At 68.4% G+C, this 20,359-nt stretch carries 17 protein-coding genes and 2 tRNA genes; 12 read left to right on the top strand and 7 right to left on the bottom strand.

The window, feature by feature from the left end; genetic code table 11:
- Positions 1-162: 162 nt before the first annotated feature.
- The 3 genes from AC1C2S_RS05715 (at position 163) to AC1C2S_RS05705 (ending at position 2,574) form a co-directional block, all read left to right on the top strand.
- The gene (locus AC1C2S_RS05715) at positions 163-2,253 is read left to right on the top strand and encodes a hypothetical protein (protein ID WP_495351564.1); all 2,091 of its coding nucleotides are present in this window, start codon (positions 163-165) and stop codon (positions 2,251-2,253) included.
- A 127-nt stretch (positions 2,254-2,380) separates the two neighbouring features.
- Positions 2,381-2,452: transfer RNA gene (locus AC1C2S_RS05710), tRNA-Thr, on the top strand.
- Positions 2,453-2,500: 48 nt separating this feature from the next.
- Positions 2,501-2,574, top strand: a tRNA-Met gene (locus AC1C2S_RS05705).
- 97 nt (positions 2,575-2,671) lie between these two features.
- Here the strand turns inward: AC1C2S_RS05705 and AC1C2S_RS05700 are convergent.
- The 4 genes from AC1C2S_RS05700 to AC1C2S_RS05685 all read right to left on the bottom strand — a co-directional run bounded on the left by AC1C2S_RS05700 (position 2,672) and on the right by AC1C2S_RS05685 (position 6,748).
- Positions 2,672-3,781 carry a DUF8462 domain-containing protein gene (locus AC1C2S_RS05700; protein ID WP_495351563.1) on the bottom strand — a complete coding sequence of 370 codons (1,110 nt, stop codon included), beginning with the start codon at positions 3,779-3,781 and terminating at the stop codon, positions 2,672-2,674.
- A 192-nt stretch (positions 3,782-3,973) separates the two neighbouring features.
- Positions 3,974-4,642 (bottom strand): GAP family protein, encoded by a 669-nt coding sequence (locus AC1C2S_RS05695; RefSeq protein WP_495351562.1) that lies wholly within the window; start codon positions 4,640-4,642, stop codon positions 3,974-3,976.
- Positions 4,643-4,931: 289 nt separating this feature from the next.
- On the bottom strand, positions 4,932-5,807 hold the full coding sequence (locus AC1C2S_RS05690; RefSeq protein ID WP_495351561.1) for an ABC-2 transporter permease: 876 nt from the start codon (positions 5,805-5,807) through the stop codon (positions 4,932-4,934).
- Entirely contained in the window at positions 5,804-6,748 is a 945-nt protein-coding gene (locus AC1C2S_RS05685) for an ABC transporter ATP-binding protein (protein WP_495351560.1), read from the bottom strand. Before AC1C2S_RS05685 ends, AC1C2S_RS05690 begins: the two co-directional genes overlap by 4 nt.
- 114 nt (positions 6,749-6,862) lie before the next feature.
- On the opposite strand from AC1C2S_RS05685, the gene AC1C2S_RS05680 reads away from it, so the two are divergent.
- The 4 genes from AC1C2S_RS05680 (at position 6,863) to AC1C2S_RS05665 (ending at position 10,110) form a co-directional block, all read left to right on the top strand.
- Positions 6,863-7,522, top strand: coding sequence for a hypothetical protein (locus AC1C2S_RS05680; protein WP_495351559.1), 660 nt, complete (start codon positions 6,863-6,865; stop codon positions 7,520-7,522).
- On the top strand, positions 7,515-7,802 hold the full coding sequence (locus AC1C2S_RS05675) for a transcriptional regulator (RefSeq protein WP_495351558.1): 288 nt from the start codon (positions 7,515-7,517) through the stop codon (positions 7,800-7,802). The genes AC1C2S_RS05680 and AC1C2S_RS05675 overlap by 8 nt, the downstream gene beginning before the upstream one ends.
- 77 nt (positions 7,803-7,879) lie before the next feature.
- Entirely contained in the window at positions 7,880-9,682 is a 1,803-nt protein-coding gene (locus AC1C2S_RS05670) for a DEAD/DEAH box helicase (RefSeq protein WP_495351557.1), read from the top strand.
- A 47-nt stretch (positions 9,683-9,729) separates the two neighbouring features.
- Positions 9,730-10,110 carry a DUF2809 domain-containing protein gene (locus tag AC1C2S_RS05665; RefSeq protein WP_495351556.1) on the top strand — a complete coding sequence of 127 codons (381 nt, stop codon included), beginning with the start codon at positions 9,730-9,732 and terminating at the stop codon, positions 10,108-10,110.
- A 50-nt stretch (positions 10,111-10,160) separates the two neighbouring features.
- Here the strand turns inward: AC1C2S_RS05665 and AC1C2S_RS05660 are convergent, their stop codons facing one another.
- A complete protein-coding gene (locus AC1C2S_RS05660; protein WP_495351555.1) occupies positions 10,161-11,702 on the bottom strand; it encodes a glycosyltransferase in 1,542 nt (513 codons plus the stop codon).
- An 89-nt stretch (positions 11,703-11,791) separates the two neighbouring features.
- Positions 11,792-12,889, bottom strand: coding sequence for an alpha/beta hydrolase (locus tag AC1C2S_RS05655; RefSeq protein ID WP_495351554.1), 1,098 nt, complete (start codon positions 12,887-12,889; stop codon positions 11,792-11,794).
- A gap of 216 nt (positions 12,890-13,105) precedes the next feature.
- On the opposite strand from AC1C2S_RS05655, the gene AC1C2S_RS05650 reads away from it, so the two are divergent.
- Positions 13,106-14,074 (top strand): metallophosphoesterase, encoded by a 969-nt coding sequence (locus AC1C2S_RS05650; RefSeq protein ID WP_495351553.1) that lies wholly within the window; start codon positions 13,106-13,108, stop codon positions 14,072-14,074.
- Between the two features lie 127 nt (positions 14,075-14,201).
- Positions 14,202-15,674, top strand: a complete 1,473-nt coding sequence (gene cls / locus AC1C2S_RS05645; RefSeq protein WP_495351552.1) for a cardiolipin synthase — start codon at positions 14,202-14,204, stop codon at positions 15,672-15,674.
- A 151-nt stretch (positions 15,675-15,825) separates the two neighbouring features.
- On the opposite strand, the gene AC1C2S_RS05640 is transcribed toward cls, so the two are convergent.
- Complete coding sequence (locus AC1C2S_RS05640; protein WP_495353201.1) at positions 15,826-17,448, bottom strand: stealth family protein; 1,623 nt, start codon at positions 17,446-17,448, stop codon at positions 15,826-15,828.
- Positions 17,449-17,684: 236 nt separating this feature from the next.
- Here AC1C2S_RS05640 and AC1C2S_RS05635 point away from each other — a divergent pair, with 236 nt between their 5' ends.
- The 3 genes from AC1C2S_RS05635 to AC1C2S_RS05625 all read left to right on the top strand — a co-directional run bounded on the left by AC1C2S_RS05635 (position 17,685) and on the right by AC1C2S_RS05625 (position 20,346).
- On the top strand, positions 17,685-18,305 hold the full coding sequence (locus AC1C2S_RS05635; protein WP_495351551.1) for a DJ-1/PfpI family protein: 621 nt from the start codon (positions 17,685-17,687) through the stop codon (positions 18,303-18,305).
- Entirely contained in the window at positions 18,305-18,793 is a 489-nt protein-coding gene (locus AC1C2S_RS05630; protein ID WP_495351550.1) for a MarR family winged helix-turn-helix transcriptional regulator, read from the top strand. Before AC1C2S_RS05635 ends, AC1C2S_RS05630 begins: the two co-directional genes overlap by 1 nt.
- A gap of 98 nt (positions 18,794-18,891) precedes the next feature.
- Positions 18,892-20,346, top strand: coding sequence for an NtaA/DmoA family FMN-dependent monooxygenase (locus tag AC1C2S_RS05625; RefSeq protein ID WP_495351549.1), 1,455 nt, complete (start codon positions 18,892-18,894; stop codon positions 20,344-20,346).
- Positions 20,347-20,359 lie beyond the last annotated feature (13 nt).

Raw genomic sequence — 20,359 nt, 5'->3', positions numbered from 1 at the left:
TGCGGGTCCGGGTGAGCACTGGTTCTCGGGCGTGAACGCATCGGTCGCAGGAGGGCAGCGATGGGTGCCTGTTGAGGCATTGGGCTGGTTGCCCGCCCGGCGCTCCGCAATGATCAGCGGTATCGGTCGTTGCTTGTCCGTGTCGCGGCCGGAGGGACAGAGATGGCCGAACGCATCTGTGAGACGTGCGGCGCCAAGAACGACGTCGGCGCGCGGTTCTGCGCGACGTGCGACTCGTACCTCGGCTGGGATATCGGAGGCTCGACGCTCGACGGAGAGGCGCTCACCGGCACGATACCCCGCGTCGTGGGCGCGGTTCCGGCCGAGCCCGCCGGTGCGGCGGAACCCCACGTGACCACGCCGGGCGAGGGGGAGCCGCAGCCCGACGCGACCGCGACCGCGACCGCGCCCGACACCGCACCTGTGACGGCACTCGACGCCGACGCCGCGGCAGGCCCCGCCCAATCGTCGCCCGGCCCCGAGGCGTCGTCGCAGCACGATGCTCCCACCGTGACCGTCGCGACCCCGGAAGTGGTCGTGACCCAGGATGCTCCCGGCGAGGTCGACTTCGCGATCGAGAACACGACGAGCATCGTCGACGGATACGTCATCGAGGCCGTCGATCCTCCGTCGTGGCTCGAGCTCACGCATCCCGACGTTCACCTCATGCCCGGTGAGACGCGCAGCGTCGCGTTGGCCCTCGGGCTGCGAGACGGGGTCATGGTGGTCGCGCAACGCCTCGCGATCACAGTCGTCGTCCGCTCCATGGAAGACGAGGAGCGGAGCGCGACCGTACGCCTCGTCGCGACCGTGCCGCCCTACGGGCCGCGTCCCACACTCGAGGCGCGGCCGACCCTCATCCGGCTCGAGGACGCGGCCTCGGGCTCGTTCCACCTTCGACTCGACAACCGGGCCGCGAACTACCCGCAGACCGTCGGGATGTCGGCCAGCGATCCCGAGGGCGTCGTGCTGTTCGCCTTCGCGCCCGAGGTCGTCGAGGTTCCGGCCGGGTCGATGGTCGAGGTCGCCGCGTCGTTCACCGCTCCGCAGCCTGCGCCGGGCCAGCAGCTGAACCGGCAGCTCTCCGTCGCGGCGACGAACGACGAGGGGCCGATCAGCACGATCGTGACCCTCGTGCAATCGACCGCGGCGGCCCCGGTGAACGCCCCGATCCGGGTACAACTGCAACCCAGCAGCATCCGTCTCGTCGATGCTCACGACGCCGAGTTCGAGGTGCACATCGACAACCGAGGCGGCCACTCCGGTGTCACCGTGGAGCTCTCGGGAAGCGACCCCGAACAGCGGATCGCATTCGCGTTCGTGCCGGCCCGGTTCATCGCCGTGCCGGGCCACGTCACGCTCGCCCACGGGCGCCTCCGCGCGAACCCCCCGCCGCGCGGCACGAGTGCGAAGCATCCGTTCACGGTCATCGCCTCGGACGGGACGAGGGATGTCGAGGCCTCGGCCGTGCTCGAGATGAGCACCTCCGCCGCCGCGATCGCGACCGCCGAGTTGCGGGTCAGTCCCGAGAAGCTGAACATCGGCACGCATCGCGGCGGCGACTACACGATCGAGCTCGACAACCGCCATGGCGCCGAGCCCCTGAACGTGGTGTTCTCGGGGCGATCCGACGACGGGCTCGTTCGCGCAAGCTTCGCGCCGCCCCAAATCGCGGTCGCCCCGGGCGCCGTCGGCCATGCCCGGATGTCGGTGTCGAGCCCGCACCCGCCGGCGAACCAGGTGAGTGCGCGCCGGCTCGAGATCGTGGCATCCGATGGAGTGCAGAATCTCACGGCGAGCGCGGAGCTCAGCCAGACCGGCCCGAATCGTCGGCGCCCGGCGAGCAGGTGGCTGGTCGTCATCGGTGCGTTCCTCGTCATGATCGGTGCGTTGTTCATCCCGTGGTTCATCGGCACCGACGTCGATCTCGCGCTCGACGAGTGGGTCGGGAGCCTTTCCAACGTGCAGTTCTTCCGAGGCATGTCGCCCGACACGGCAGTCGCCACCTTCGAGGCCCCGTTGCGGATCCTCCTCGTCGTCTTGGCCGTGGCGATGCTGTTCGGGATGGCAGGCAAGGCCGGGGGGCTGACCCGCAAGTCCGCCCTGCTCGTCGTGCTACTCACCGTCGGCTTCCTCGTGGCCATCGCATTCGCCGCCGTTTCGATACCGGTGCCCTTCCTCGGCCTCCCCGTCATCTGGCTCGGCGCGGTGCTCGGCTACATCGGTGGAGTCCTCGCCAGACCTCCCTCATGACGACGCCACACGGGCGTTTCGCAGGGGGAAGCGGAGGGGATGCGGACCGGCATTTCGCGGGGTCGTACTGGTTCGAAGCACGCTCCGCGAGATGATATCCTCGTACGGTTGCCGATTGCGGCAGCGCGCCCCGATAGCTCAGTGGTAGAGCACTTCCATGGTAAGGAAGGGGTCGTCAGTTCAATCCTGACTCGGGGCTCTGGTTCTCTTCGGTTCGGCCATTCGGCAGGGCCGGGAAGACCTACCCGGCGGGGTAGCTCAGGTGGTTAGAGCACACGGCTCATAATCGTGGTGTCGCGGGTTCGAGTCCCGCCCTCGCTACATATAAATGCCCTCTGAACAGGAATTTCGTTCAGGCATGGGCTCGCGCTGGCGCCGCAGTCGTCGTACACCCAGGTCCCGCAGGCGGGGCAGCCGCTCATCGCTCAAGCCGGCGGAGGTGCTCGCGCAGGCCGGGTATCGCGAAGTCGAGGCGGCCTCGTCCAGCCGGCTGGATCAGGCCCGCGTCGATGAGTCGGGCGCGGTAGTTGCCGATGGTGTTCTTCTGGTCTCCGAGCCGCCGACCGATGTCCGCGCTAGTCGCGGGCCCGTCGTCTTCTGCCATGGCCCGCAGGAAGTCGAGGTCTTTGGGTGACACGGTCGACAGTGCCGCGTCGATGACGACGCGGGTGTTGCGCCTGTGAGCTGCAGCCAGGGCAAGATCGACAGCCTCTACCGTCAGCGGTGCGTCCGTGGATTCTGCCAGCTGCCAGAGGTGGTAGCCGACCAGTTGGATCAGGAACGGGTAGCCGCCGGTCGACACTGCGGCGGTCCGGAGCAGGGCGGGCTCCAACGGGTGCAGTAGGCCGGCGAACGTCTCCCGGTAGGACGCCTCGACCTCGTCGATGGCCGCGGTGTGCAGGTCAATACGATCAGCGCGGCGCAGGAACGTGGCGACGCCTTCGTTGAGCAGATCAGACACGGCCGCGGGAAGGCCAGCAAAGACTAGGGCGATCGGTAGACCGTCGCGGATGAAGTGCTGCACGGAGGCCGCCAGCTGGGCGAGTTCGTCCCGGTTGGCACCGTGGATCTCATCCAGGGTGATGGCCAGCCCGGTGCTCTGTGCATCCAGCAGCTGCAGCAGTCGTTCGCCCACCTGGCGCCATCCGGCCTGCTGCTCCGGGGGCAGTTCAGTGGTGATGGAGAACCCGGCTGCGCTGATGCCGGTGACTCGTCGAGTGGGCGGCCCGTCACTGAGCTCCTGGGCAGCAGTGCGCATAGCCTCGCCGATCCGCCCCAAGAACCCTCGTGTTGCGGTCTCCGACACCACGACCCAGCCCCGCTCGCGCGCGGCGTCCTCGGCCTCGCCCAGCATGACGGTCTTTCCGATGCCTCGAGCGCCGGTGAAGATGGTCAGCAGGCCCGGTGCTCCGGAGCGGATGTGGAGTCCGTAGACGAACTCGTCCAGCAGGCCGGCGCGGCCGATCAATTGCGGTGGCTCGGCACCGGCCGTGGGGCGGAAAGGGTTCCGCGCCTGTTCGATCGCCATCCGGGCCTCCTGTGAAGTCATGTGTACTCAGTGTACCTCGGTGTACTCGGTGTACCTCGGTGTATTCGGTGTACGTGGGTGTATCCGTGTATTTGGAGCCTCGATGCCCGGACGGCACTCACACCCGTCGCTCTCGCTCTCGCTCTCGAGTCCCGCCCTCGCTACAACACGACGTACGCGAACGCAGCCGGCTCAGAGACGGCCGAGGCCGGTTCCGATGATGACCACGCCGACCATCAGCAGGATGAGTGACGTCACCTCACGGTTGTTTCGGATCATCCACTCCTTCGCCTTCACCAGCCTCGGTTGCATGCCCTTCGCGTCGACGAGGGTCACGATGATCGGCACGGCCACGGTCGACGCCCCCACGACCGTGTAGACCAGTATCGCGAGCGCCGCATCGGCAGCGGCGAGCCCCGCACCGCGCACGGCCAGGCCGGCCGCGATGGCGAGGAGCAGCGCCTTGGGGCGGACGTTCAGGGCGGCCGCAATGCCGAGTGCGCTCCACGGCCCGATCGATTCCACCTTGTCGAGCCAGGCGGGCATGGCCTCCACAGGGTTGTGTCGGGCGCGCCGCCAGACGACGATCGCGATGATGACGAGGGCGACGCCCACGACGATCTCGGCGGCAGCGACCGCCACGTCGGGCTGCCGCGAGGATCGCGGCGTCGGGATGGCCTGGGCCGAGATCGTGCAGATCGAGACCACGAGGGCCATGCCGATGACCCACCCGATGAGGAAGGGTGGGGCGGATGCCCGGCGCTTCGGCGAGAGCAGGATCACGATCGTCGCCATGATCGGAACGGAACTGATCGCGACCGCCAGCGCGATCGGAAGTATGTGCCCTATCGCCTGCAGCATTCCGCCGCGCCCCCTGCCCTGACCGGCGCCGGCACTGCGGAGCAGTACACGCAGCGGCGTTGCTGAGCAACGATATCCGAGGCCGTCCTGCGCGACAACGCCTGCCGCGACGCACGATTTGGCATGTTCTCGAGGATTCTCGGCAACACGGTCGCGCCGGCCTCCCCAGAACCCACTCAGCCGGCTGGGAGGTATACGTTCGCGACCGAATGAGACCCGCGCCGCACTCATCGCCGACGACGGACGAACTCGACTTCGACGAGTCCGAGCAGCCCTGAAACGCTACCGTTCAGACCAGGTCGCGCCTGCGGAACGAAACGAAGGCGAACGACGCGAGCACACCCGCCCAGACGACGAGCACGGCGATCGCGACGCCGGGACCGGTGGACGCGACGACGGCGGGAACGACATCGCGCCCGTCAGGCACGAGCGCTGCGGCAAGCGAGTTGCTGGCGCCGATCGGGAGGAACCCGCGGATCGCGTCGAAGAAGGCGATGGAAGGAGCGAGCATTCCCACGAACAGGGTCTCGATGCCGAGCACCCAGCCCACCCCGATGGCGATCGCGGCGATGACACTTCGCGTCAGCACCCCGAGGGCGAGGCCGAACAGGAGGAAGACCGTCACGATCAGCCAGATGGCGACGGTGGCGACGACCAGATCGTACAGCTCGGGGAAGACGATCTCCCTGCCGGCCACGATGGCGACGACGATGCTCGCGAGCATGCTCGTCACGAGGGTTGCGAGTGCCGTGATCGCTGCGATCACCACGACGCCGGTGAGGCGAGCGAGGATGAGCGGGCCGCGGCGAATGAAACGTGCGGTGATCGCGCGGAGGGTTCCTCTGCCGTAGTCGGATGCTCCGATGATTGCGCCGAGGATCACCATCATCGGCGCGCAGTACAGCGGCAGGGACGCCACGATGTAGTACGCGGTGCCCTCTGGGAGCATGTTCAGGAGTTGGAGTTCCTGCTGCTCGGGCGTGTACCAGTCGGCGCCCATCGTCGAGATGTAGCTCACGAGGTACGCGAAGGCGGCGATGCAGGCCGCCCACACACCGATCACCGTCCAGACCGCGACGCGTCTCGTGCCGAGGCGGAGTTCCCCGCGTACGGCGCTCGCATAGTTCGGCGCGTTCCCGCTGCTCGTGGCGGCCACTGTGCTCATGCTGCGCTCACCCCTGTCGTCTCGGGTTCAGCGGTCAACTCGAAGAAGGCATTCTCGAGCGACTCCGACACCACGGCCAGCGACGAGACCGCGATGCCCGCGCGAACGAGCGCGGCATTCACTTCGTGCGGTGCAGTCTCGCCCAGCTGCACCTCCAATCCCGGTCCGACCTCGTGGATGTCGGACGGAGAGATTCCGAGCGCGCCGATGATCGAGCGTGCGCGCCCCGCGTCGTCGACCTGTACGGCGAGCCGTCTCCGGTGCACGGCGCGATCGCGCAGTTCCCGAAGCGTTCCTTCGGCGATCAACCGTCCCTTGGCGAGCACGCCCACCCGGTCGGCGACCAGCTCGACTTCGCTGAGCAGGTGGCTGGACAACAGCACGGTGCGCCCGTCGTCCCGAACGCTTCGAACCAGCTCTCGAATGCTCACGATTGATTCCGGATCGAGCCCGTTCGTCGGTTCGTCGAGCACGAGCACCTCGGGCTCGCCCAAGAGGGCGGCGGCGACGCCCAGCCGCTGTTTCATGCCGAGCGAGTAGCTCCGGTAGGGCCGCTTCTGATCCTTCGGCAGCAAGCCGACACGAGCAAGCTCTCGACTCGCCGACGCGCGAGGAAGGTTCCAGTACGTCGCCAGGAGTCGAAGGTTCTCGGAGCCCGACAGGTTCGGGTAGAACGCGGGGGATTCGATCAGGGAGCCGACGTCGCCGGAGTTGCGCGCGTGCTCCATGCGGATGACACCGCTGCTCGGCGCGACGAGTCCTGTGAGTACGCGCATGAAGGTGGTCTTGCCCGCGCCGTTGGCGCCGACCAGGCCGTAGACCTCGCCTGGGCGGATGTGCAGGCTCACCGTGTCCAGCGCGCGCACGCCACCGCGGTAGACCTTGGTGACCTCGAACGCCTCGATCACCGCCCCAGGGGCGATCTCGTGTTCGGCCGTCATGTGATGCTCCCGCCCGATGTCTGAGCTCGCGGCATGCAAGCGAGAACTTTCTACCACAAAGTAGCGTTTGCTGGAAAGTACTATGTGGTAGAAATGACGACGGAGGGTGCTGCTGTGAGTGATGACAAGGAATCGGACGCGGTCGACGCTGCGGAGATCCTCCGGTCGATCGAGAGAGACCGCGAGCGCATGGTGAATGCGCTCAGCCCGAACGCTCGGCTCCTCTACGGCACTTGGGGCGTGGCGTGGATCATCGGGTTCGGGGCGTTGTTCCTCGCCCTGTTCCCTGTGGAGGGGCCGGCGCTGCCCTTCCTGGTCAGCGCGATCATCGGTGGCGCGGCACTCGTGGGGGCGATCGTCTTCTCCGCGGTGCATTCGACCCGGAAGAATCTCGGATCGCGGGGCCCGTCGAAGGTTCAGGGCGCCATCTACGGCAACACCTTTGCGATCGCGTTCACGCTCATGGGCGTGCTCGGCGGGCGCATGATGGGCCTCGGCGTCCCCTTCGAGGTGATGCTGGTCTTCTGGGTCGCCGTGCCGTGTCTGATCGTCGGAATCCAGTCCATGGCGGGCGCCGCCATGTGGAACGACAAGTCCCAGCTCGTCTTCGGCCTGTGGACCCTCGTCATCGGATTCGGCTCGGTTCTCGTCCCGGTGCCGTTCAACCTTCTCGTCGGCGTCGTCGGCGGGCTCGGGTTCCTCGCCCTCGCGCTCATCGAAACCATCAAGCCGACCCTCACTTCAGGCCCGATCACGCAGCAGAACCATGGATGAACTCGACCCGGTCATCCACGTCCAGGCTCGGCTTCGAATCGTGACCGTGCTCGATGCGCTCGGCGCCGGGGATGCCCTGTCCTTCCCACGGCTTCAGTCGGTGCTCGGCGTGACGTCCGGAAATCTGGCGACGCACCTGAGAAAGCTCGAAGAGACCGGTTACGCCGAGGTCTCGAAGGTCATCGAGGGGCGATCGCCCGTCACGTACGTGAGCTTGACCGACGATGGCCGGCACGCGTTCCGGCTGTACAAGAAGGCACTTCGGGCCCTCCTGGAGTAGAACGCGCGTCAGAGTCGTCGAGAATCGGCGCCGCGGTGCATCCGGCCGCTTCTCAGCCCGACGGACTACCCTGAAGGGTGACTTCAGGTGATACTCCCGTCGAGACCGAGGCTTCCGCCGAGCCCGCAGCGACGACTTTTTCCGATCTCGGGCTCGATGGCGCGGTGCTGAAGGCACTCGCTGACGTCGGCTACGAGACCCCCTCCGCCATTCAGGCGGCGACGATCCCCACCCTTCTCGCGGGCCGCGATGTCGTGGGCCTCGCGCAGACCGGCACCGGAAAGACGGCCGCCTTCGCGCTGCCGATTCTCGCGCGCCTCGACCTCTCGCAGAAGACCCCGCAGGCGCTCGTGCTGGCACCGACGCGCGAGCTCGCGCTGCAGGTCTGCGAGGCGTTCGAGCGCTACGCCGCACACCTCAAGGGCGTGCACATCCTCCCGGTCTACGGCGGTCAGGGCTACGGCGTGCAGCTCTCTGCGCTGCGCCGCGGGGTGCACATCGTCGTCGGCACCCCCGGGCGCATCATGGACCACCTCGACAAGGGCACGCTCGACCTGTCGGAGCTCAAGTACCTCGTGCTCGACGAAGCCGACGAGATGCTCAAGATGGGCTTCGCCGAAGACGTCGAGACGATTCTCGCCGACACCCCCGACGACAAGCAGGTCGCGCTGTTCTCGGCGACGATGCCCGCCACCATTCGGCGGATGTCGAAGCAGTACCTGCACGACCCCGAAGAGATCACGGTCAAGAACAAGACCACGACGTCGGTCAACACCACGCAGCGCTACCTCGTGGTGTCGTACCAGCAGAAGATGGACGCCCTCACGCGCATCCTCGAGGTCGAGAACTTCGAGGGCATGATCATCTTCGTGCGCACGAAGAGCGTCACCGAAGAGATCGCCGAGAAGCTCCGCGCACGCGGATACTCCGCCGCCGCGATCAACGGCGACGTCCCGCAGGTGCAACGCGAACGCACCGTCAACCAGTTGAAGTCGGGCAAGCTCGACATCCTGGTCGCAACGGATGTCGCTGCGCGCGGCCTCGACGTCGAGCGCATCAGTCACGTGGTGAACTTCGACATCCCGACCGACACCGAGTCGTACGTGCACCGCATCGGTCGCACGGGCCGGGCGGGGCGCAGCGGCGACGCCATCAGCTTCGTGACGCCGCGCGAGCGCAACCTCGTCTCATCGATCGAGCGGGCCACCCGCCAGCCGCTCACGCAGATGCAGCTGCCGAGCGTCGACGACGTCAACGTCACGCGGCTCGCACGGTTCGACGACCGCATCACCGCGGCGCTCGACCAGGCTCCGCGCATCGAGGCGTTCCGCGACATCATCGCGCACTACGTGCGCAACCACGACGTGCCCGAGGTCGACGTCGCGGCCGCGCTCGCGGTCGTGGCGCAAGGCGAATCGCCCCTGCTGCTGGAGCCCGAACCCGAGCGTCCTCGCCGCGCCGACCGGCCCGAGCGTGGCGACCGTCCCGAGCGCGGCGATCGTCGTGACCGAGACGGCGACCGCTTCGACCGCGGCGACCGCGGCGACCGTCCCGAGCGCCGCCATCGGCCGAGCAGCGGCCCCATGGCGACCTACCGCATCGCCGTCGGCAAGCGCCACAAGGTCGAGCCGCGTCAGATCGTCGGCGCGCTCGCGAACGAGGGCGGCCTCAGCCGCGGCGACTTCGGCGCCATCCAGATCCGTCCCGAGTTCTCACTCGTCGAACTGCCGGCCGACCTCTCGCAAGAGACGCTCGAGCGACTCGACGGCACCCGCATCTCGGGCCGGCTGATCGAGCTGCGGCCCGATGCAGGCGGGCCCGCGCGCCGCAGCGACGGCGACGGCGGCAAGCCGTTCCGGAAGCCGCGACACAAGGGCTGAGCGGCGAGCGGATGCCGGTGCGGTCGACGAGCTCGAGCAGCATCCGTGTGCGAAGCGGCCTGGCCGCGGCCGGCTGTCTCGTGCTCGGCATCAGCTTGCAACTGATCGAGCGCACGATGATCGTCGACCTGCTCGGCAGCATGCTCTACGTGGGAGTGATCGCGTTCCTGCTCCGTGCGGCTTCGCCGCAGCTGGGCGCGGTGTGGACTTCGGCGACGGCGTTCGCCTTTGCGGCGGCCGTTGAGCTGCTGCAGCTCACCGGCCTGCCGCAGCGCGTGGTCGACGTCTTTCCGCCGGCGCGACTCCTGCTCGGCAGCTCCTTCGATGCGATCGACCTGCTCGCGTACGCCGGTGGTGCGGTGCTGGCGTTCGCCGTGCAGCTCGCGTTGACAGCCGGGCAGCCCGTCAGCGCGCGCTCCCGCCCGTGACGAGAGCATTCTCGATCTGTTCGTGCTGATGCTGTCCCGACGGCCGAGGTCTACTCGGCGACGCCGGAGGCTCGGCGAACCCGGTCGACGCCCACGATGGCGCGCCGGCCGATCGAGCGCACCGCTCGTGGCAGCGGCAGCTTCGCCGCCGCTGCCCGGGTGCGGCGGAACCGAGCGGAGCCGCGTACCTCGCGCCGGAGTGCTGCCCGTCGAAGTTCGCGCGCCCAACTGCGGGTGACGCGTTCGTCGTCGAAGCGTCGTGCCGTGCGCACCGCACGCGCCCGCATCCGCACGACGCGCCGCGGAGACATCCCCTGCAGGCGGCGGATCGCGCGCGCGAGTCCGTCGATGTCGCCGGCCGGCACGAGGAAGCCGTTGCGACCGTCGCGGATGAGATCGGCCGGTCCGTAGGGGATGTCGTAGGCGATCGGCAGGCAGCCGGCGGCCATCGCCTCGACGAGCACGAGCGGGAATCCCTCGGAGTGCGAAGTCAGCAGCAGGAACGACGCACTGGCGAGGTGCCGCCGCGCATCGGGATCGAATCCGTGGAGCTGCACCGCGGAGGCATCCGTGATGCGCCGTTCGAGTGCGCGGCGACTCTCGCCATCGCCGTAGACGTCGAGGTGCACCGACTCGGCGGATGCACCCGCCGTCGCGTTCACCTTCTGTACCGCATCGATCGCGTGCGACACGCGCTTGCGCCGGGTCAAGGCGGCGAGCACGATGCCGCGCGCGGGGTCGCGAGGCCCCAGCACCACTCGAGCCGGCATCGGCCGGGCGTTCGGAATCACCGCCAAGTACTCGCTCGGGCCGACGATCCGCTCGACGTCGTGGCGCTGACGCTCGGAGAGGAGCACCACGAGGTCGAAGTCGCCGATGCGCTCGAAGACCTCGCGCCGCGAGCGACGAATCGGATGCTCCGCACCGGCCGCGGCCCGGTGCGATGCGTGCACCACATGGGCGGTGGTGACGTGCGGGCGATGGTAGTCGAGCATGAATGGCGCGATCGTCTTGCTGTCGACGATCATGAAGCTCGCGTGATGGTCGGTCAGGGCGTCGAGCCACGCCCGGTACAGGGGCCAGATGTGCCGCCACGACCGCACGGGTCGACCATCAGGGTCGCACAGCACGACCGATCGCCCGCCGAGCACCCCGCGAACCCGCGTGTCGCGCCGGTCGATCAGCAGCAGGGTGCCGTCTTCGCGGTAGTGATCCACCTGGAGTGCGTACCCGTCGGCGTCGAGTCGCTCACGACTCATGACGGCGTCCCCGTGTTGCCGCGTCTCCGACGCCTCGCTCGCCTCGAGCGGAGTGAACAGGTCGCGGTCCAGCTGCAGCGAACCGCCCGGCAGTGGATGCCCCCGCAGCCAGTCGTACAGGTTCGAGATGCGCACCCCGTCGTCAAGTGCACCGCGAGTGCGCAGCTCGCGCTCGAGGTTCGCCGTATCGGGCCGTGCGTCGAAGGTCAGTACGTCGACGGGCACGCCGCCGATGCGGTGGAATGCGGCCGATCGGCGCAGCATCGCGTCGGTCATGCCCCCGAAGGTGTCGGGGATCGACCAGGTGACGGCGAAGTGCCGGCCTTCCGGCATGTGGAGCCGAGCCGCCCGGGGCTCAGGTGAAGTGCGCCCGACAGACATCCGTCGAGCCTAGTCCGCTCGGTTCGCGGGCTCCTGAACGCTCAGCCGGTCACGCCGGCGAGAAACTCGAGCGTCTCGACGAGCGCCGCCTGTGCGTCCTCGGAGTCCAGGTGGAACTGGTACTCGTGCGGGAGTGCGGGTTCGTGGTCGGCCGGCCAGAACAGCGAGGTGACGTCGACACCCAGCTCATCGAGACGGGCGTCCATCGGCAGGGACTGGATCCAGGTGAGCGCGTCGCCGTTGCCTCCCGAGATGTAGGTGGTCGGGAAGTCGGCCGTGACGAAATCGATCGTCGACATCGTCGTGCCCGACGAACGCTGCGACCAGTCTTTGGCTCCCGTGTAGCCCCAGAGGGCGACCTTGAGGCCCCATGCCCCGATGCCGGTGAGCTCCGACATCGCGTCGAGATCGTAGACGCCGCAATTGAGCACGACGCCCACGATCTGGTCGGCGTCGAGCGCTGGGTCGACGCTCATCAGCTGCGCGTAGTCGGGGTTGGTCGACAGTGTGGCAAGCTGGCTCGCCAGCTGCGCACCGGCCGAATCGCCCGCGAGCACGATTCGGTCGGGGTCGATGCGGAACTCGTCGGCGCGAGCGTCGAGGGTCGCCAGTGCATCATTCAGCTGGTGCACGGCGGTGGGATAGGTCCCTTCGGGCCCCAGCGTGTAGTTCAGTCCCACCGTCGTGTACCCCTCGGCGGCGAGGATGCGCAGGTAGGGGTCGACGTTCGTCGAGCTGCCGGCGATCCACGCGCCCCCGTGCACCCAGACGATCGTGGGCAGCGGCTCGTCGCCATCGTCGGGTGAGAAGACGTCGAACGTCATGCCGGCGTCGGCCGCATCGCCGTCGACCGGCACCTCGAGCTGCTCGGTGAGCTTCGTGTCGGGAACGTATTTGTCCATCTCCGCCGCGGTGTCGGTGCCACCCTTCTCGAACACGGCCCGGATCACCATCGCCGACGGCCACGGCGTGAGGGTCAGCACGAAGGTGATCAGGAAGCCGATCACGGCGATGCTCGCGACGATGGCGATGATGCGCCGTTGCCGATCGGTCAGCCAGATCTCGTTGCCCCACGACGGCAGTGTGTTGCGTGTGTTCTTCGACGACACTCGTTCCCCCTCGACATCGGTCTTCGCCATCCTGTCGGCAAATCCGCCGCCCACATGCGTGGCGCACCGGCGCTCAGCCCGTTCGCTTCGTCGAATGCGCAGCGTTCGGCTTCGTCACATGCCGCGTTCGTTCGTGAACGCTGCCCGTTCGGCTTCGTCACATGCCGCGTTCATGAGCCGTTCAGGCGAGCGTGTTCGGCTAGCGTTCAAGCCTGACGCCCGGTGCTGCGCGTCCACCACCGATCGATGGGACGAATCGTGAACACCCGTACGGCCGAGTATCCTCGACCGCACCACTTCCTCCTCCACATCAGCGACACGCACGTGCTCGCTGGGGGCGGCATGCTCTACGACCGGGTCGCGAGCGAGCAGCACCTGCGTTCGCTCTTCGACGAGTTCGAGGCATCCGGCGCCCGGCCCGAGGCGATCGTCTTCACCGGTGACCTCGCAGACAAGGGCGAGCCCGACGCGTACGACCGCATCCGCCGCATCGTCGACCCCGTCACCGAACGGCTCGGCGCCCAGGTGATCTGGGTCATGGGCAATCACGACGAGCGGGGCGCGTTCCGGCGTGGGTTGCTCGGCGAGTCGGGCTCGGGCAGCGGGAGTGGGGTGCGACCCGTCGACCGGGTCGACGATGTCAACGGGCTCCGCGTCATCACCCTCGACTCCACGGTTCCGGGCCACCACCACGGCGAGATCGCACCGGCGCAACTCGACTGGCTCGCCGAAGAGCTCTCGATCCCCGCACCGCACGGCACGATCCTCGCGATGCACCACCCGCCCGTGCCGAGCGTGCTCGACCTCGCCGTCGCGGTCGAGTTGCGCGACCAGGCCGGCCTCGCCGAGGTCGTCGAGGGCAGCGACATCCGCTCGATCATCGCCGGTCATCTGCACTACTCGTCGACCGCGACGTTCGCGGGCGTGCCGGTGTCGGTCGCTTCGGCCAGTTGCTACACGCAAGACCTCAACGTGCCGGTCGGCGGCACTCGCGGCCGCGATGGCGCGAGGGCGTTCAACCTCGTGCATGTGTACCCGGACACGGTGCTGCACTCGGTCGTGCCGCTCGGCTCGTTCCCCGCACTCGACTGGATCGACGCCGGCGAGAGTGCGAGGCGCCTCGACGCGTCGGGCATCGGCATTGCGGATGCCGCGGCCGCGCCGGTGCCGAAGGAGCCGCCGTTCACCATGCCGATCCCGGTGCTCGCCGGCTGAGTCGCACCCGCCGGAATCCCGCGCGACCTTCCGCGCGATCGTGCCGGAGTGTCATACTCGGACCACTTCTCCCGACCGCAGCGGCCCTTCACGTCGCGTGAGGCGAGCCGACCACGGGAGGTGGCGTATGAGCACCGAACTCGCCGCGATCATCGGGGTGGTGCTGATCCTCGCGGATCTCGCCATCCGCATCGCCGCACTGATCATCGTGCCTCGGGGACGCAAGCCCACCGCGGCGATGGCCTGGCTGCTCGCGATCTTCCTGATCCCCTTCGTCGGCATCCTCTTCTTCCTACTCATCGGCAGCTCGAAACTCCCGAAGAAGCGACAGGAGAAGCAGCGCGAGATCAACGCGATGATCGCCGCGAAGGCCGAGGGTCTCGACCTCGCACCCGACCGGGCGACGTGGCCCGACTGGTTCGCCTCGATCACGGAGCAGAACCGGGTGCTCGGCGCCCTGCCGGCGCTCGGCGGCAATACCGCCCAGCTCATCGGCGACTATCGCGGATCGATCGACGCGATGGCTGCCGACATCGACACCGCCACCCGGTTCGTGCACGTCGAGTTCTTCATCGTCTCGTTCGATGAGACGACCAAGGGGTTCTTCGCGGCGATGGAGCGGGCGGTGCAGCGCGGAGTGACGGTTCGCGTGCTGCTCGACTACATCGCCTCGAACAAGGCCGCGGGCCACGATGAGACCTACGCCGAACTCGACCGCATCGGTGCGAAGTGGAGCTTCATGCTGCCCGTTCGCCCGCTGAAGGGCGAGTACCAGCGGCCCGACCTGCGCAACCACCGCAAGCTCGTCGTCGTCGACGGGCTCGTCGGCTTCATGGGTTCGCAGAACCTCATCGACCGCAGCTACAACTCCAAGAAGAACCTGAAGCGCGGCCTGCAGTGGCAGGAACTCGTGGCCCGCGTGACCGGGCCGGTCGTGACGGGAATCAACGTCGTCTTCCTCTCCGACTGGTACCTCGAGACCGACGAGCTGCTCGGCGACGAGGAGAACGTGCCGGCTACCGCGGTGCCGTCCGACCCCTCGACCGATGCCCTCGTCTGCCAGGTGGTGCCGAGCGGACCCGGCTACGACGCGGAGAACAACCTCCGACTGTTCCTCGCGCTCATCAATTCGGCGCAGCAACGAGCCATCATCACGAGTCCGTACTTCGTGCCCGACGAGGCGATGCTGTACGCGATCACTTCGGCGTGCTACCGCGGGCTCGATGTGCAGCTCTTCGTCTCGGAGGTCGGCGACCAGGGCTCCGTCTGGCACGCGCAGCGCTCGTACTATCGAGCGCTGCTGCGGGCGGGCGTGAAGATCTGGCTGTATCCCGGCCCGTACATCCTGCATTCGAAGCACCTGTCGATCGACGACGACATCGCCGTCATCGGGTCGAGCAACATGGACATCCGATCCTTCAGCCTGAACTCCGAGATGATGCTGCTCGTGCGCGGCGCCTCGTTCGTCGACCAGATGCGCGACGTCGAACAGGGCTATCGCGACGCCGGCCGGCAGCTCACCCTCGAGGAATGGGATCGTGAGCCGGCGTCGGCGACGTTCCTCGACGGGGTCGCGCGCCTCACCTCGGCCCTGCAGTAGCCGGGATCGTCGGTCGAGTAGCGACGAAGGAGCGTATCGAGACCCGGTGCGGGATCTCGATACGCTCGCTGGCGCTCGCTACTCGATCAACGGGGGTGGTGCGGGATCTCGATACGTCGCTGGCGCTCGCTACTCGATCAACGGGGGGCCGTCAGGCGGTGAGGTCGGGGGCGATGGATGTCGCGGCATCGACCTGCCCCGAGGCATCCGCCGCCGCCTTCTCCCACGGCGCCGGGAACGGGAAGTAGCGATCGAGGAACTCGATCACGGCGCCCGTGCGCTCCTCGACGGAGATCTCGGGGAAGCTGCCGTCGTTCAGGCAGAACATGTCGTGGTCGCGGCGCTTCAGGAGCTGCTTCATCGCGGGCAGCGCCTGGCGCAGCGTCGTCTCGACGTACTTCACCCGGGCATCGGTCTGCACGACGGCATGCCCGGTGACGAGCGAGTAGTAGTGGTACAGCGAGTTCGTCACCGAGATGTCGGTCGCCGAGCGGAAGCGACTCGCGGCCGTGCGCCGGAACTCCTCGGGGAATGCGGCCTCGAGCTCGGCCATGACGCTCTTGCGGAGCGGCGCGGCACTGTGCTCGAGGTGCCGGGTGGTGACCTTGCCGAAGCGGTCGCGCAGGAGCGCCCGATTCACGCGTGCCGCGTTCTCGAACCCGCTGCGGCCGGGGTGGGTCGAGCCCAGCCCGATGCGGGTGGCCGCTTCGACGAACTTGGTGATGCCGCCGGGCGAGAAGAACAGCGACGGGCTGATGGGCCGGCCGAAGAACATGTCGTCGTTCGAGTAGAGGAAGTGCTCGGCGAGTCCGTCGATGTGGTGCAGCTGGCTCTCGACGGCGTGCGAGTTGTGCGTCGGCAGCACGGAGGTGTCGGCGAACATCTCTTCGCTGCGCACGATCGTGACCTTCGGGTGCTTCGCGAGCCAGGCGGGGGCGGGGGAGTCGGTCGCGATGAAGATGCGCCGTACCCACGGGGCGAAGAGGTGCACCGATCGCAGCGCGTACTTCAGCTCGTCGATCTGCCGGTAGCGCGCCTCGGAATCATCGCCCTCGCCGACGACGTAACTCTGCATGCGCTTCGCACGCTCGCGGATGAACTCGTCGCTCGACCCGTCGACCCACGAGAAGACCATGTCGATCTCGAAGTCGATGTCACTCGCGAGCGACTCGAACATGTGCTCGAGCGTCGGCCAGTCGCGGCCGTGCAGGTGCACGACGTCGTCGGTCGTCTCGGAGCGCTGCAGGGTGCGGCGCATCAGGGCGTTCTCGACGGGCGCCTCGATGGTGTCGTCGCCGAATCGCCAGAACTCGATCTGCACCGCCGTCTCGCTGCCGTAGCGGAGCCGCCCGATCGGCTCGATGCGCGGGCGGTACACCCGCAGCACGGTGGGCTTGCGCCCGGCCGAGAGGCGTCCGTCGGCGAGCAGCACGGGGTGGGTGTCGGCGGCGCGCGCCGGCGCGAGGGTCGCCGCGTAGAACGGCTCGTCGGCGAACGACTCGGCGAAGGCCCGGGCGACCGCCTTGCGCTCGCCGCGGTCGACGGCGATGACAGGCCGGTCGTCGTTGCCGCGCACGAGCAGGAACGGGATCTTCGCGGCATCCAGCGCGTCGCCGACCGCGAGCAGATCTTCGACCATCGACTCCTGAGGGGTCATGTGGCCGTTGCGCAACGCGTACTGTCCCTTGCGCATGACGAGGTCGTCGCGATCGAACCGGGCGACACGATTCGCGGATGCCACGAGCACGAGTTCGGACGCGTCGGAGAGCCGCATCGGCGGGGCGGGCGTCGCTTCCCTCCTCGCGAACGCGTGTCCGTCGTGCAGCTGCCGGTCAGGGGTTCGATCGCGGTCGGGTCTCGTCACGGAGCAGTGGCCTCCAGGGGTCGTGGGGAGTGCGCGATTGCGCGGTGCTCTGATTGTACGCAGCGCGGCGGTGTGCGCCACTCTTCCTGTTCCCGCCCTCATCCCCGCCCTTGACAGCACTCTGTCAAATGGAGGGAAATGACAGCATGCTGACAAAAATTGACGCGAACGAACGGCTCGTGGTGCTCTACGCCACCGACACCATGGCCGACTGGGAGTACGGCTACCTCACCGCCGGTCTGGGCATGACCGGCGGCGCGATCCGGCTCGTCACTGCGGGTGAGACGGGCGATGAAGTCGACACCATGGGCGGGCTCCATGTGAGACCGGATGTCGCGCTCGCCGAACTCGATCCCGACCGCATCGCGATGCTCGTCATCCCCGGCGCCGACACCTGGGCCGAGGGGCACGAGCAGGTGCTCGAGCTCGCCGTGCGCCTTGTCGAGTCGGGCACGCCGGTCGCCGCGATCTGCGGTGGCACGCTCGGTCTCGCCCGCGCGGGGCTGTTGAACGAGCGGCGGCGCACGAGCAACGCTCCCGACTTCCTCGGTCTCGCCGGCGGGTACACCGGGGCCGCGCACTACGCCGATGCCCGTGCCGTCGTCGACGGCGGCGTGATCACCGCGGGTGCAACCGCGCCGATCGAATTCGCCAAGGCGATCTTCGAAGCACTCGACGCCATGCCGCAGTCGGTGATCGACGCCTGGTACGGCCTCTACACGACCGGCGAGCGCCGGTACTACGACGCGCTCGTCGGTGCCGAATGATGGCAGGCCGCAGCCCCGCGGGTGACGCGCTCACTGAGCTCGTGCTGCCGGTGTTCGAACTGAACGGCGAGTTCCTCGACGCCGCCCGCGACATCGCCGGCCCGGCCGGCCTCACCCCCGCGCAATGGCAGGTGCTCGGTGCGACACTCGACGAGGGGATCCCGGTGGCCGAGATCGCCCGCAGGGTCGGTCTCGGCCTCGCCAGGCAGAGCGTGCAGCGCACCGCCGACCTCCTCGTCGAACGCGGCTGGGCCGAGTACACAGAGAATCCGCGGCACCGCCGGGCCAAGCTGCTGCAGCCCACCGCCGATGGGCGCGCGGCCGTCGCGCGCCTCGGCGCAGCTCAGCACGCGTGGGCCGACGCGGTCGGGGCGGTCGTCGGGGTCGAGGAGTTGAGGGCAGCCCTCGCGACACTGCTTCGCGTCATCGCCGCGTCGCGGCAGGTGCGTGGCGCTGTCAGGACTGACGATGCCGATGACGCCGTGTGACCCCCGATTGACGCGTGTGACGGCCGGTTCCCTCGTGTGACAGCGGCCCTCGCGGCATCCGCTCGGCCTCTCTAGCGTCGAGCCCAGGAGGTCGAAACATGACACGACTCATCATCGGCGCAATGGTCAGGGCCATCGGCGCGTACCCCTCGGGCTGGCGGTACCCCGGCGCCCATCGGGATCCCCGCACCGACGCCGCCGTGCTGCGGCGCGCGGCCGAGGTCGCCGAGGCCGCCCGACTCGACTACCTCTTCTTCGGCGATTGGCTCGCCACCGGCCACGACCTCGAGTTCCGCGACCCGTACCTCGTGGCCCGCATCGACCCGATCTCGGCGATCACCTACCTCTCGGGCATCACCTCCCGCATCGGGCTCATCGCCACGGCGAACACGAGCTACTCCGACCCGTACACGCTCGCGCGGGCGACGGCCTCGGTCGACCTGCTCTCGGGCGGGCGCGTCGGCCTCAACCTCGTGACCGGGGCCGAGCCGCGCGCCGCCGGCAATCACGGTCTCGACTTCCACGCGGCGAACGAGTCACGCTACGACCGGGCCGTCGAGTTCGAGATCGTGCTGCGCCGGCTCTGGGATTCCTTCGAAGACGATGCGATCGTCGCGGATGCCGCGCGCGGCGTGTACCTCGACCCGCAGAAGCTGCACGCCACCGACTTCCACGGCCAGCACCTCAGCGTGACGGGTCCGCTGAACGTCGCGCGGCCCGTGCAGGGGCACCTGCCGATCGTGCACGCCGGCACCTCGCCGCGGTCACGGCTGTTCGCCGCGCAGAGCGCCGACCTCGCGCTCGTCGCGGTCAGCGGGCTCGAGCACGCGGTCACGATCCGCGAGGAGTTGCGTTCGCTCGCCTTCGAATCAGGTCGTGACGACCGCACGCTGAAGGTCATCGCGCCGGTGCTGCCGATCGTGGGGGAGACCCGCGAACACGCCCAGTCGATCGCCGATGAGCTCAGCGAGCTCGTGCAGATCGCCGAGGACTGGCCGAGCGGTCCGCCGGCGGCGTTCCCCGCGAACCGATCGCTCGCGCAGCTCTCGACGCTCGTCGGGGTCGACCTCGCCGGTCTCTCACCCGATCGGGCGGTCACGCCCGCGCTCGTCGCCGAGTTCAGCGCCCCCGGGCAGGAACTCGTCGAGATCGTCGCCGAACGCACCGGGCGCAGCCCCAACGGGGAGCGCCCGCCGACGCTACGCCACCTCGTGGTCGCGGCGTCCGTGAACGCCTCGATGATCGTCGGCACCGCCGAAGACATCGCCGCCGAGTTCGAGGCGTGGGGCGACGCCGGAGCCGTCGACGGCTTCAACGTGCTCTCCGCGGTGCAGCCGCAGCAGTTCGAGGCCTTCGCGCTCCAAGTGGTGCCCGAACTGCAGCGACGTGGCGTGTTCCCCACCGAGTACGAGGGCGAGACGCTGCGCGATCACCTCGGACTCGGCCGCCCGGGCAACGTGCACGTGTCGCCCGGTGACGCGGCGTTTCACCTCGTTTCACCCCGTGACCGCGCGGGTCGTGGCCCGGTTGAGGCCGCCCCGCGGCATCCGTAGTTTCGAGCGCACG

Source organism: Agromyces sp. Y782 (assembly GCF_059445405.1).
Note: the sequence above shows the minus strand (reverse complement) of the source record. Positions and strands in the feature narration are given on the sequence as shown.

Excerpts from the sequence above, each read along its gene's own strand:
- AC1C2S_RS05715 (WP_495351564.1), top strand. The coding sequence starts at position 163 with ATGGCCGAACGCATCTGTGAGACGTGCGGCGCCAAGAACGACGTCGGC.
- AC1C2S_RS05700 (WP_495351563.1), bottom strand. The coding sequence starts at position 3,781 with ATGGCGATCGAACAGGCGCGGAACCCTTTCCGCCCCACGGCCGGTGCC.
- AC1C2S_RS05695 (WP_495351562.1), bottom strand. The coding sequence starts at position 4,642 with ATGCTGCAGGCGATAGGGCACATACTTCCGATCGCGCTGGCGGTCGCG.
- AC1C2S_RS05690 (WP_495351561.1), bottom strand. The coding sequence starts at position 5,807 with ATGAGCACAGTGGCCGCCACGAGCAGCGGGAACGCGCCGAACTATGCG.
- AC1C2S_RS05685 (WP_495351560.1), bottom strand. The coding sequence starts at position 6,748 with ATGACGGCCGAACACGAGATCGCCCCTGGGGCGGTGATCGAGGCGTTC.
- AC1C2S_RS05675 (WP_495351558.1), top strand. The coding sequence starts at position 7,515 with ATGGATGAACTCGACCCGGTCATCCACGTCCAGGCTCGGCTTCGAATC.
- AC1C2S_RS05660 (WP_495351555.1), bottom strand. The coding sequence starts at position 11,702 with ATGCCGGAAGGCCGGCACTTCGCCGTCACCTGGTCGATCCCCGACACC.
- AC1C2S_RS05655 (WP_495351554.1), bottom strand. The coding sequence starts at position 12,889 with ATGGCGAAGACCGATGTCGAGGGGGAACGAGTGTCGTCGAAGAACACA.
- AC1C2S_RS05650 (WP_495351553.1), top strand. The coding sequence starts at position 13,106 with ATGGGACGAATCGTGAACACCCGTACGGCCGAGTATCCTCGACCGCAC.
- cls (WP_495351552.1), top strand. The coding sequence starts at position 14,202 with ATGAGCACCGAACTCGCCGCGATCATCGGGGTGGTGCTGATCCTCGCG.
- AC1C2S_RS05640 (WP_495353201.1), bottom strand. The coding sequence starts at position 17,448 with ATGCGGCTCTCCGACGCGTCCGAACTCGTGCTCGTGGCATCCGCGAAT.
- AC1C2S_RS05635 (WP_495351551.1), top strand. The coding sequence starts at position 17,685 with ATGCTGACAAAAATTGACGCGAACGAACGGCTCGTGGTGCTCTACGCC.
- AC1C2S_RS05630 (WP_495351550.1), top strand. The coding sequence starts at position 18,305 with ATGGCAGGCCGCAGCCCCGCGGGTGACGCGCTCACTGAGCTCGTGCTG.
- AC1C2S_RS05625 (WP_495351549.1), top strand. The coding sequence starts at position 18,892 with ATGACACGACTCATCATCGGCGCAATGGTCAGGGCCATCGGCGCGTAC.